The organism is Asticcacaulis sp. P2_B1 (assembly GCF_056404915.1).
Map to the genome: position 1 here is coordinate 958,810 of NZ_JBFUDD010000002.1, position 12,937 is coordinate 971,746.

8 protein-coding genes are annotated in these 12,937 nt (G+C 63.0%); 7 read left to right on the plus strand and 1 reads right to left on the minus strand.

All coding sequences use genetic code 11. The features are described 5' to 3' along the window. Nucleotides 1–110: 110 nt before the first annotated feature. Nucleotides 111–581, minus strand: coding sequence for a terminase small subunit-like protein (locus AC1DX3_RS08825; RefSeq protein WP_476988885.1), 471 nt, complete (start codon nucleotides 579–581; stop codon nucleotides 111–113). A gap of 505 nt (nucleotides 582–1,086) precedes the next feature. Between AC1DX3_RS08825 and AC1DX3_RS08830 the strand changes: the two genes are divergently transcribed. The 7 genes from AC1DX3_RS08830 (at nucleotide 1,087) to AC1DX3_RS08860 (ending at nucleotide 12,922) form a co-directional block, all read left to right on the plus strand. Continuing rightward, nucleotides 1,087–2,481 carry a 3' terminal RNA ribose 2'-O-methyltransferase Hen1 gene (locus AC1DX3_RS08830; RefSeq protein ID WP_476988886.1) on the plus strand — a complete coding sequence of 465 codons (1,395 nt, stop codon included), beginning with the start codon at nucleotides 1,087–1,089 and terminating at the stop codon, nucleotides 2,479–2,481. A gap of 4 nt (nucleotides 2,482–2,485) precedes the next feature. Then, on the plus strand, nucleotides 2,486–5,005 hold the full coding sequence (locus AC1DX3_RS08835; protein ID WP_476988887.1) for a polynucleotide kinase-phosphatase: 2,520 nt from the start codon (nucleotides 2,486–2,488) through the stop codon (nucleotides 5,003–5,005). Between the two features lie 209 nt (nucleotides 5,006–5,214). Beyond that, entirely contained in the window at nucleotides 5,215–5,811 is a 597-nt protein-coding gene (locus AC1DX3_RS08840) for an RNA polymerase sigma factor (RefSeq protein ID WP_476988888.1), read from the plus strand. Then, nucleotides 5,798–6,757 carry a FecR family protein gene (locus tag AC1DX3_RS08845; RefSeq protein WP_476988889.1) on the plus strand — a complete coding sequence of 320 codons (960 nt, stop codon included), beginning with the start codon at nucleotides 5,798–5,800 and terminating at the stop codon, nucleotides 6,755–6,757. The genes AC1DX3_RS08840 and AC1DX3_RS08845 overlap by 14 nt, the downstream gene beginning before the upstream one ends. 93 nt (nucleotides 6,758–6,850) lie before the next feature. Beyond that, the gene (locus tag AC1DX3_RS08850; protein ID WP_476988890.1) at nucleotides 6,851–9,727 is read left to right on the plus strand and encodes a TonB-dependent receptor; all 2,877 of its coding nucleotides are present in this window, start codon (nucleotides 6,851–6,853) and stop codon (nucleotides 9,725–9,727) included. Between the two features lie 140 nt (nucleotides 9,728–9,867). Then, a complete protein-coding gene (locus AC1DX3_RS08855; protein ID WP_476988891.1) occupies nucleotides 9,868–11,412 on the plus strand; it encodes a tryptophan halogenase family protein in 1,545 nt (514 codons plus the stop codon). Beyond that, the gene (locus AC1DX3_RS08860; RefSeq protein WP_476988892.1) at nucleotides 11,396–12,922 is read left to right on the plus strand and encodes a tryptophan halogenase family protein; all 1,527 of its coding nucleotides are present in this window, start codon (nucleotides 11,396–11,398) and stop codon (nucleotides 12,920–12,922) included. The genes AC1DX3_RS08855 and AC1DX3_RS08860 overlap by 17 nt, the downstream gene beginning before the upstream one ends. The last annotated feature ends 15 nt before the right edge of the window (nucleotides 12,923–12,937 follow it).

Here is a 12,937-nt window from a genome sequence, read left to right on the forward strand (position 1 = left end):
TCCCCCTTCCGGGCGCATATGCGGCCGGTTGGGGCTGCTGCCGGAATTGCCGTCGGCCTTTTCGACGCTTAAGGACTTGGTGCCCGTTCGAATCCGGCCGCCCCTGCGCCTTAACAGATCAGGTCGTCGAGGGTCTTGTACATAAAGGGCTTGCTCTTGCGCTTAGGCGGCTTGCTGACAATTTCGCTCGCTTTCTTCGGCGACAGCCACGCAATCATCCGGCACTGCACATCGATCACCAATTTGGCGGCTTCATTCAGCGCCTTGGTCTTGGCCGCCAACTGCGGATCGCTCGCATCGACCAGGACCTTGACATCCTTTTGGTAGTCTTCGGCGATCACCTGACAGGCCGCCCATCGCGCCTCGGCCTGGGCTTCCCGCGCCGCATGATACTTGTCGCGGAAGTCGGGATAGAGCTGGACCCACAGATAGATGGTGCTTTCGCTCGGCAGCGTCATGTCGGCGGCCACCATGCGCTTCAATCCGATCGTGCTCACCGCAATCAGCTGGCAAACCCGCTCGGCCAGTTTTTCCGAATAGGTGCTGCGCGGACGCCGCGCTGTTTTTGTCTCCGTGGTCATGGAAGGCCCTCCTCAGGCATAAAAAAGCCCCACCGGTCAAAGACCGTGGGGTTGATTTCGTTCGCAACACTGGATGCTGAGAAAAACCTACCAAGCTTGCCCTGCCATGTCAACGGGAAAATTACGAACTATAATAATTAATTTCACATATCGTAATCATGCGGCAACATAATACCCGTCAAAAATCGCCATATTGAGATTCGGAGCGTCGGTTTTCCGCCAATCCGGACACAGCCACTCCGAATCTCGCCAAACCCTACCGACCAGACACACCCTTGACGCGTCCCCCACAATGCTGAATGATAAGCCCATGACCTCGAACCACGTCGCCATTACCGCCCTCTCCAACCCGCTCGTCAATGAGCGCGGCGAGGTTGCGCGTGGCCGCAATCCGTTGCCGCCCGTTTTCCCGGCTGAGTTCGAACCCTAGGATCATTCCCGCATCTTACCGTTTGCCCAGCCCTTTTGACCCGATCAAAAGGGCTTTTTCTTTTGAGATTCCCTCATGTTGCTGACCATTTCCACCACCCATAAACCCGCGACCGACCTTGGCTTCCTGCTGCACAAGAACCCGGGCAAACTGCACACGACCGAACTCAAATTCGGCGACGCCCACGTCTTCTATCCTGAAGCCGGCGACGACCTGTGCACGGCCGCCCTGCTCATCGACGTCGACCCCATCGGTCTGGTGCGCAAAAACGCCCAGGACGCTTTCGGCCTGCAACCCTATGTCAACGACCGCCCCTATGTCGCCTCCAGCTTCCTTAGCGTCGCCCTGGGCCAGGTCTTCCGCACGGCCATGACCGGCCGCTCCAAGGACCGTCAGGACCTGGCCGACCAGGACCTGCCCTTCACCCTCCACCTGCCCGTCCTGCCCTGCCGCGGTGGTGAAACCGTCCTGCGCCGCCTGTTCGAACCGCTCGGATACACGATTACCGCCGCCCGCCTGCCGCTCGACGACGCCTTCCCGCAGTGGGGCGACAGCGTCTATCTCGACGTCACCCTGGCCGTCACGGCGCGCCTCGCCCAGGTGCTCAAACACCTCTACGTCCTCATCCCCGTCCTCGACCAGGACAAGCACTACTGGGTCGGCGACGACGAAGTCGAAAAGCTGCTGCGCCACGGCGACGGCTGGCTCGACGGCCACCCCGAGCGCGAAATGATCGCCCGTCGTTACCTCAAAAACTTCAAAAGTCTGGCCGACCTGGTCATGGCCCGCCTGTCCGACGTCCCCACGCCCGAATCCGAAGCCGAAACCACGCCCCAACGCGAAGACCAGCTCGAACGCCGGATCAACCTCAACCAGCAACGCCTCGACTGGGTCGTCGCCACCCTGAAGGCCCGCGGCGCCAAGCGGGTGGTCGATCTCGGCTGCGGCGAAGGCAAGCTCATCTCCCTCCTCAGCCAGGACGTCGCCTTTGACCAGATCACCGGCGCGGATGTCTCCGTGCGCGCCCTCGAAATCGCTCGCGAACGCCTCAACTTCGACCGCCTGCCCGAATTCCAGCAACAACGCATCACCCTGATGCAGTCGGCCCTGACCTATCGCGACAAACGTCTTGCCGGCTACGACGCCGCGACTCTTATCGAGGTCATCGAGCACCTCGAACCCGAACGCCTGGACGCCCTGGCCCGCGTCATCTTCGAACACGCCAAGCCCGGCTTGGTCATCGTGACGACGCCGAACGCCGACTATAACGTCCTGTTCGAAAACCTGCCCCCGGGCAAGTTCCGCCATCCCGACCACCGCTTCGAATGGTCGCGCGCCGACTTCCACGCCTGGGCCACCACGACCGCGGCCGCCTTCGGCTACACGGTCGACTTTGCCCCGATCGGCCAGCTCGACCCCGCCCTCGGCGCCCCGACCCAGGCCGCCATCTTCTCACTATCGAAATCCTGACCTCATGACCGAAACCCTCATCACCCTCCCCGAGCTCTCCCTCGTCCTCCTCATCGGCGCGTCGGGCAGCGGCAAGTCGTCCTTCGCCCGCCGCCATTTCCTGGCGACCGAGGTCCTGTCCTCCGACTATTGCCGCGGCCTCGTCTCCGACGACGACAACGACCAGTCGGCCACCAAGGACGCCTTCGAAGTCCTGCACTTCATCGCCGCCAAGCGGCTCGCCGCGGGCCGTCTCACCGTCATCGACGCCACCAATGTCCAGCCGGAATCGCGCAAGTCCCTGATCGCCCTGGCGCGTCAGCACCACGTCATCCCGGTCGCCATCGTCCTCAACCTGCCGCGCGAAACCTGCCTGGCCCGCAATGCGTCGCGCCTCGACCGCCAGTTCGGCAAGAACGTCGTCTGGGGCCAATCCGATTCCCTGCGCCGCTCGCTGAAACTGCTGCGCAAGGAGTTCAGCCAGGTCACCGTCCTCGACACCCCTGAAGCCATCGACAGCGTCCGCATCGAGCGCCAAAAACTGTGGAACAACAAGAAGGACATCACCGGCCCGTTCGACCTGATCGGCGATATCCACGGCTGCTTCGACGAACTCGAACTGCTGATGCACAAGCTCGGCTACGTCATCGACGGCACCCGCCCCTACCGCGTTTCCCACCCGCAAGGCCGCCGCCTGATCTTCGTGGGTGACCTGGTCGACCGCGGGCCCAAAACCCCCGAAGTCCTGCGCATCGTCATGGACATGTGTGCTGCCGGCATCGCCTTCTGCGTCACCGGAAACCATGACTATAAACTGCGCAAAGCCCTCCAGGGCCGCGACGTCAAGGTGGCCCATGGCCTCGCCGAATCCCTCGCCCAATTGGCCGAGGAAAGCGGCGAGTTCAAACGCGACGTCATCGCCTTCCTCGAAAGCCTGGTCAGCCACTATGTCTTCGATGGCGGCAAGCTCGCCGTCTCCCACGCCGGCCTGAAAGAACACTATATCGGCCGCGGTTCCCCGCGCGTCCGCAGCTTCTGCATGTTCGGCGAAACCACCGGAGAAATCGACGAATTCGGCCTGCCCGTCCGTCACGAATGGGCCCGCGACTATCGCGGCGCCACCACCCTCGTTTACGGCCACACCCCGGTCCCCGAACCCGAATGGCTGAACCGCACCATCAACATCGATACCGGCTGCGTCTTCGGCGGCAAGCTGACCGCCCTGCGCTATCCCGAAAACCAGCTGGTCGCGGTCGACGCCCTGCGGACCTATTGCGAACCTGTGCGTCCGATTGCCCGCCCGGCCGACCAGCGCCCGGACGACCTGCTCGATCTCGAAGACGTCACCGGCAAACGCATCGTCTCGACCGAGCTGTTCAACAACATCGTCATCCGCGAGGAAAACGCCATGGCGGCGCTCGAAGTCATGAGCCGCTTCGCCATCGATCCGCGCCTGCTGATCTACCTGCCCCCCACCATGGCGCCGTGCGAGACCTCCAAACTCGATGACTGGCTGGAACACCCCACCGAAGCTTTCGGCTATTTCCAAAAAGCCGGCGTCACCTCTGTCATTGCCCAGGAAAAGCACATGGGCTCGCGCGCCATCGTCGTTCTCGGCCGCGACGCCGCCGTCATCCAACGCCGCTTTGGCGTAGGCGACACCCTGGGTGCCGTCTATACCCGCACCGGCCGCGCCTTCTTCAACGACAAGGCCCTGGAACAGACCTTCCTGACCCGCATGGCCCACGCCGTCGCGACCGCCGGCCTGTGGGACGAACTCAACACGGATTGGCTCTGCCTCGATGCCGAGATCATGCCGTGGTCGGCCAAGGCCCTGGCCCTGCTTGAGCAGCAATATGCCCCGGTCGGCGCCAGCTCCAACCACATTCTGCCCCTGGCCGCTAAGTTCCTGGCCCAGGCCGGCCAACCCGACCTCGCAGCCAAAATGACAGCCCGCGCCGGCATGGTCCATGCCTACCGCGACGCCTATCGCCGCTATTGCTGGACCGTTGACGGCATGGATGGTTACCGAATCGCGCCCTTCCATGTCCTGGCCCACGAAGGCGCGTTCAACATGGACAAGGACCACACCTGGCACCTTGGCTTGATCGATCGCCTGCACGCAGCCGACTCGGCGCTGTTCACCCGCACTGAACGCCGCATCATCGATCTCAGCGATGCGGCCCAGGTCGCCGACGCCACCCAATGGTGGGAAACCAGCACCGCCACCGGCATGGAAGGCATGGTCGTCAAACCGCTCGGCTTCACCGTCAAGGGCGCCAAGGGCCTGATCCAGCCTGGCATCAAATGCCGCGGCCGCGAATATCTGCGCATCATCTACGGCGCCGAATATACCGCGCCCGAACATCTGGCCCGCCTGCGCGCCCGCTCCGTCGGCGCCAAGCGCGCCCTGGCGCAACGCGAATTCGCCCTCGGCTACGAGGCCCTGAAACGCTTCGTCGCCAGCGAACCGCTTCACCGCGTCCACGAAGCCGTCTTCGCCGTCCTCGCCCTGGAAAGCGAGCCCGTCGACCCGCGCCTTTAAACCAACTCCCTGACCTGTGCCCGCAACGCCACAATAGTCCGACAATAATTCTATTGTATGATAATTTCTGGCCGTTATCCCGGATTATGGTACAAGTCCATTTAGAAGACGAGCGGGACGTCAGATACCCGCCGATTCTTTTTGAAAAAGCGGGAAAACATGGCGGAAAATCTCGGGGCGATCGTCTTATTCAACAGGACGTGTAAACTGTGACCGGTGTATCGGACACCGGCCGGGCGGCACTCCTCGCCTTTGTCGGCACGCAGATCCTGCCGCATGAGGCGGACCTGCGCCAATGGCTGGCGCGACTGGGCGTGAAGGCGCATGAATGTGACGATGTCATACAGGATGTCTATTGCCGGCTGCTCCGGCTCGAACGCACCGACCATATTCTCGATCCGCGCGCCTACCTCTTTCGCTCGGCGCGCAATGTCGTGCTTGAACAGGTCCGCAAGAGCCGAATTGTGTCGATCATGACCGTGCAGAATATCGACGACCTCGGCATAGCCGACCAGGGGCCCAGCCCCGAAAGCGCCACCTCGGCGCGTGCCGAGCTGACCAGGGTCCTGGCCCTGATCAAGACCCTGCCCGCCCGCTGCCGCGACGTCTTCGAACTGCGCAAGGTTCACGGCCTGTCCCAGGCCGAAACCGCCAGCCGCCTGCGCCTCAGCGAAAATGTCGTCGAAAAGGAAACCGCCCGCGGATTGACGTTGATCCTGCGCACCATGGCCGGCACGCCCACCCGCGCCGCCGCCAGCCCGGCCTACCCCAAAATACGGGCAAGAACGCATCATGTCGCCGATTGATACCGAGGCGGCCCGGTGGGTGGCCTACCGCCACGCCGGCCGCAACGACCCTGCCGAAGATGCCGCCTTCCAGGCCTGGTACGACAAGGACGATCGCCATCGCGGCGCCTATCTCCGCGCCGAAGCCGCCTGGACCCTGCTCGACCGCGCCCAGGTCATGAGCCACGGCCCCTCGGGCGTAAAACCCCAGCCCGCACACCTGTGGGCACCCCCCTCCCGCCGCGCCCTGCTGACCGGCGCTCTGGCCGCCACGCTCACCGTCTCCGCGGGCGCCGCCTATGTCTTGAGCCAACGCGTCACCTTCACCACCACGCGTGGCGAACTGCGCAATGTCCCCCTGGCCGACCGGTCGGTGGTGGCCATCAATACCGACAGCCAGGTCGATGTCGCTATGACCGACCATCTCCGCCACATTCAGCTGGTGCGCGGCGAAGCCTGGTTCGAAGTCACCAAGAATCCCGACGCCCCCTTTGTCGTCTCCGCCGGCGATATCCGCGTGCGCGCCGTCGGCACGGCCTTCAGCGTCCGCCGCCGTGACCGCGGCGCCGACGTCATGGTGACCGAAGGCACGGTCGAGACCTGGAATATCCATACCCCGGAGCAACGCACCCGCCTGACCGAGGGCAACGAAGCCTTCGTCACCGACCAACAAGCCCCGGTCGCCGTCGCCTTTCAACCCGACGAAGTGACGCGCAAACTGGCCTGGCGCGACCGCGAAATCATTCTGCGCCATGAAACCCTGGCCGACGCGGTCGCCGAATTCAACCGCTACAATACGCGTCAGATCGTCGTCGCCGATCCCGCCCTGGCCCGGATGAGCCTGGTCGGCGGCTTTGCCGTCGATCAACCGGAAACCTTTGCCCGCGCCGTCCACGCCGCGCTCGACGCCCCCGTCCGCATCGGCGATGACCGTATCATTATTGGCACAGTCGGCAGCGCTGAATAAAATTATCCTACAATTCCGGCGGAAAGTTCGCGCACGGATCATCTGGTTATTCGAAGGGACCGTGAGCGTCCCCGAAACTCCAGGGAGAACCTAATGTCACTGATGAATAATGCCAGCTTCCGTAATGCCTTGATGGGGTCCGTCGCCGCTGTCGTCGTGATGGCGCACCCCGCCGCCGCCCAAGACAAGGCCTTCAATATTCCGGCCCAGGACGCCGCCACCGCCGTGCCGTCCTTCGTCCAGCAATCCGGCCTGCAATTGCTGGCCACCTCGAAAGACCTGCAAGGCGTGCGCACCAATGCCGTCCAGGGCACGATGAGCGCCGACGCGGCGCTGAACGCCCTGATCAGCAATACCGGCCTGATCGTCAAGACCCGCGAAGGCAATTCCGCCGTCATCGGCCACGTCGCCACGGCCGAAGCCGCCGGCAACAACGCCGCCGATGAAGCGACCGATCCCGCCCCTCAGGAAGTCGTCGTTGTCGGCATGCGCAAGAGCATGCGCGACGCTCTGGCCACCAAGCGCGCCGAGTCGGGCATTGTCGAAGTCATCTCGTCGAAGGATATCGGCGTGCTGCCGGACGTGACCATCGCCGAAACCCTGGCCCGCCTGCCCGGCCTCAACACCACCCGCGACCGTGGCAATGACAGCCAGGCGGCCATCCGCGGCCTCGGGCCCCGCATGGTCCTGGGCTTGGTCAATGGCCGTGAAGTGGCGTCGTCCGAACCGGACCGCAATGTGCGCTGGGAAATCTTCCCTTCGGAAACCGTATCGGGCGTCGAGGTCTACAAGACCTCGCAGGCCAAGCTGGTTTCGGGCGGCATCTCCGGCACGGTCGATATCCAGACCCTTCGCCCGCTCGACTACCGGGGCCCGGCCCTGACCCTGCGCGGCGGCCTGGTCTCGTATGACGGCGGCTCGAGCCTGCCCAATTATGACGGCCTGGGCTGGCGTGCTTCGGGCGCCTATGTCACCAAGATCACCCCGCAACTGGGTCTGGTCGTCAGCTTCGCCGCGCAAGACCAGAAGAACGGCTATGAGAACGTCATGGGCGGCGGTTGGAACAATGCCGCGCCGGGCGCTGTCACGCCGGGCGGTCCTCTGGTGCAAAATCCATGGGGCGCTTCGTTCGAGGAAAAGGCGATCGACTCGAAGCGCTATAGCGTCTCGTCCTCGCTGCAATGGAAGCCCTCGGATACGTTCGAAGGCCGCTTTGATGTCCTGGCCAATACGGTCAAGATCGACGAAGAAGGCAATGGCGGCTGGTTCTCCGACTGGGGCAACTGGGCCGGCGACGGCTCGGGCGGCATGTTCACCAATACCGTGGTCGAAAATGGTTCGCTCGTTGCAGCGACCGTCAATGTGCCGTGGAATGCCTCGCACCCGTATTCCAGCCACTATCAGCAGGACATGAAGCTGTTCGCCACCGGCGTGAACGGCAAGTGGCGGTTCGACGATTGGACCGTCGTCGCCGACCTGGCCTACAGCCAGGCGGAGCGTTACGGCCTGTGGCAGGCGGTTGAAATGTCGGCGGCATCGGGCCAGAACCGCTTCGATTATCGCGGCAGCCATCCGATGGTCTATACCGAGATCAGCCCCTATGAGGCCGCCCAAAACGGCAGCCTGTACGCCGCCAACGGCCACGCCGACGTCAGCCGTCTGCGCGATACCCTGACCACGGCCAATCTCGACGCCACCCGGAATTTCCAAAGCGGCTTCTGGACGTCGCTGCAGTTCGGCGCCCGTCTGTCGACACGCGTCAAGGAAGATGCCGAACCCGGCAGCGCCCTGACCTCGGCGGTCGCGCCCCTCAGTGGCTCAGCGCTCAGCGGCAACCTGTTCCAGCCGTGGACCTACAAAAACTTCAGCGTGCCGACCATGATCTACGCCTCGTTCGACACGCTGGCGCCGATCGTTTACGGCGCAGCCGGCGCGGCCAGGCTGAACCCCGACTTCAAGAACACGCCGTTCGTCTCCAAAGTGACTGAAGACGTCGCCGAAGCCTATGTTCAGGGCAATTACCAAACGACCTTCATGGGCCTGCCGACCGACGGCAATGTCGGCGTGCGCTTCATCAGCGTGAAGAGTGAAAGCACCGGGCCGCTCAGCGGTTACGGCACCGGCCTGACCACGGCCAAGAACGACTATACCGAGGTCCTGCCCAGCGCCAATGCCCGTCTCGAAGTGGGCGACGGCGCCTACATCAAGATCGGTCTGGCCCAGGCCCTGTCGCGTCCGCCGCTCAACGACATGCGGGTTGACGGCTATGTCGACCTGTCGGGCGCCGGTCCGCAATATTACGGCGGCGCGGGCAACCCGTACCTGAAGCCCTACAAGTCGACGCAACTTGATGTCGCCTACGAGAACTACTTCCATAAGGACGGTTTGTTCGCCGTGGCAGCCTACTACAAGAACATCGACAACTACATCGGCGCGGGCACCTACGATCTGGTCGTCAGCGGCAAGCCGGTAAAGTTCACCTCGATGGTGAATGCCGAGAAGTCGGGTGTGCTGAAAGGTGTCGAACTGACCTTCCAGACACCGTTCTACTTCATCCCGGGTCTGGACCATTTCGGCATCTATTCCAACGCGGCCTTCGTCAGTTCCAATATCAAGGAAACGACCCCCGTCGGCAATCCGTTCCCCATGAACGGCGTCGCCAATACGACGTCCACGGTCGACCTGTGGTATGCCGATGACAAGCTGGAAGCGCGTCTGGGCATGAAATACCATACGCCGTTCACCATCCTGTACACCTGGTCTTCAGGCGCCCTGTCGCGCGTGCGGTCTGAGACGACTCTGGACTTCAGCGCCAGCTACCGCGTCAACGACCACGTCACGGCACGTCTGCAAGCCGGCAACCTGCTGGATACGCCCTTGCGTACCTACGAAAACAACAATCCGAGCCAGATCCAGCGCACCGACTACTACGGCCGCCGCATCCTGGTCGACCTGACTCTGAAATACTAAGGCGCGAGCCGAAAATTCAGGTTTATTCTTTCTCCACGCGCACTGGTGGGGCGCTCAAACAGAACGCCCCACCTTTTTTGTGTCAGGCTTTTTTTGTCAGGCCCTTTTTTGTACACGTGGGCTGAACAGGAATGTAATCCATGCAAAAGACGGTTTCCGGCGCCAGTCTGGAAAATATCGTCATACTGGGCGGCGGTACGGCCGGCTGGATGGCGGCGGCGGCCTTGTCCAGGGCTTTGACGGGCCATGCGACGCGGATCACCGTCGTTGAATCGGAAGAGATCGGCATTGTCGGGGTTGGCGAAGCCACCGTCCCGACCATCCACGCCATGAACCGCATGCTGGGCCTGCCTCAGGCGGAGTTCATGCAGCGCTGTCAGGCGACGATCAAACTCGGTATCGCCTTTGTCGACTGGGGCGAGCTTGGCAAGCGTTACATGCACGGTTTCTCGCCCTATGGCGCCGGGCCCGCGGCGGGCCAGTTCCACCGCCTGTGGCTGAAATATGCCCAAATCGCAGCACACAGAGAAACGCCGAACATAGACGACTACAATATCAGCAGCGTCGCCGGTTACGCCGGACGCTTCGCCTTGCCAAAGCCGGGCGCGCCGGCCGACGTGGCGATGAACTATGCCTATCATTTCGACGCGGCCCTGTACGGCCAGTATCTGCGTGACTATGCCCAGGCCCGCGGTGTCACACGCATCGAAGGGCGCGTCGTCGAGGCGGCCCAACACGCGGAGACGGGCTTTATCGAACACCTGGTCCTGCAGTCGGGCGAAACGGTCGCCGGTGATTTCTTCATCGATTGCAGCGGCTTCGGGGGGCGACTAATCGAAGCCACGCTGAAGACCGGTTATGAGCCGTGGGGCCACTGGCTGCCGTGCGACCGGGCCATCGCCGTGCCGTCCCACTCGGAAGGGCCGGTCCTTCCCTATACGCGCTCGACGGCCGCCGAGGCCGGCTGGATGTGGCGCATTCCGTTGCAGCACCGCGTCGGCAACGGCTATGTCTATGCCAGCGCTCACCTCGACGATGACGCGGCCGAAGACCGGCTGATGGCGCAACTAGACGGCCAAGTTTTGGCCGCGCCACGCCGCCTGCGCTTTGTCACGGGCAAGCGCAAACAGGTATGGAACCGCAACTGCCTGGCCCTGGGGCTGGCGGCCGGGTTCCTGGAGCCGCTGGAATCGACCAGCATCCACCTGATCCAGACCAGCCTGTTCCGCCTGCTCAGCCTGTTTCCCGACAAGAGCTTCGATCCGGCCGAGATCGCTGAATTCAATCGCCAGACCGATGAGGAATACGAGAATGTCCGCGACTTCCTGATCGCCCACTACAAGATCGGCCGGCGCGACGATACGGCGTTCTGGCGCCAATGCCGCGATATGGCCGTACCGGAGCGGGTGACACAAATCATCGACCTGTTCGCCGCCAAGGGCCGGCTGTCGCTGCGGCCGGAACACCTGTTCGGCACGGAAAGCTGGCTGGCCGTGCTGCTGGGCCAGGGCGGGCTGCCCCACGGCTACGACCCGTTGCTGCGTCCCATGCCGGACACCCAGGTCACGGCCCAGGTGGCGCAGGTCAAGTCAGCGCTGGAGGCCATGGCGTCACGCCTGCCGAGCCACGACGCGTTTCTGCAGGCTTTGCTTAATCCGGAGGCCGGTCATGCCGTCGCCCATTAAACGCGTCGCCATCATCGGCGGCGGGACGGCCGGATGGATGACCGCCGCCTGGATGGCCAAGGTCATGCGGCGCAATATCGAGGACATCGTCCTGGTCGAGTCCGACGACATCGGCACGGTCGGGGTCGGAGAAGCGACCATTCCGTCGATCCGCAAATATAACCATTGGCTGGGCCTGGACGAAGACGAGTTGCTCAAGACCAGTCAGGGCACGTTCAAGCTGGGGATCGAGTTTGTCGATTGGGGCCATGTCGGCAACCGCTACCATCATTCTTTCGGGCCCAATGGCCGTGAACTGAACGGCCTGCCGTTTCATGCCCTGTGGCTACGTCAGCATCTGAACGACAGCGGTAATAATACCCAGACCAACGACACTTTGGCCGACTACAACCTGCAGACCCAGGCCTGCCTTCGTGGCCGCTTCATGCGCCCGACCGGCGCCAATTCGCCGCTGGCCACCATCGCCTATGCCTTTCAGTTCGACGCCGCCCTGTACGCGCAGCATCTCCGGCGCCTGTCGCAGGCCAATGGCGTCCGGCGCATCGAAGGTAAGATCGTCGCTGTCAACCTGCGCCCCGACGACGGTTTCATCGAGGCCGTAACGCTGGAAAGCGGGGCACGGGTCGAAGCCGACCTGTTCATCGATTGCTCCGGCTTTCGCGGCTTGCTGATCGAAGAAGCGCTTCAGGCCGGCTGGGTCGATTGGTCCCTCTGGCTGCCGTGCGACCGGGCCTGGGCCGTGCCGACGGAAAAATCGGGACCGATCGTACCCTATACGCGCTCCATTGCCCATACCGCCGGATGGCAGTGGCGGATACCGTTACAGCACCGGAACGGTAACGGTCACGTTTTCGCCAGCAGCTTCATGAGCGAAGACGCGGCGCGCGACGTGCTGATGCAGAACCTGGACGGCGCAGCTCTGGCCGAACCGCGCCTGTTGAAGTTCCGTGCCGGACGCCGCAAGGCGTTCTGGGTGAAAAACTGCGTCGCCATCGGCTTGTCGGGCGGGTTCCTCGAGCCTCTGGAATCGACCTCCATTTTCCTGATCCAGAACGCCATTGCGCGCCTGCATGTGCTGTTTCCCGACAGCGGATTCGACAATGAGGACATCGCCTTTTTCAATCGTGAATCCGTCAAGGAATATGAGGATGTCCGCGACTTCATCATCCTGCATTACAAGCTGAGCCAGAGGACGGATTCAGACTTCTGGACCTACTGTCGGGAGATGCCGGTACCCGAGCGCCTGGAACAGCGCATGGCGCTCTTCCGGAGCCGCGGCCGCATTTTCGAGGAGAAGGGTGAACAGTTCGGCTTGTCAAGCTGGCTGGCCGTGATGTGGGGTCAGGGCCTGCGACCGCGCGCCCCCGATCCCATGGCCATGGCCATGACGGACGATCAACTGAAACGTTGGCTGAACGAAACACGCGACACCGTCTCCGCCTGTTGCGACCATATGCCGACTCACGAAGCCTTCATCGCCGGGCATTGTGCCGCGACGAGACCTGGCTAGCCATCGCCCCATTTG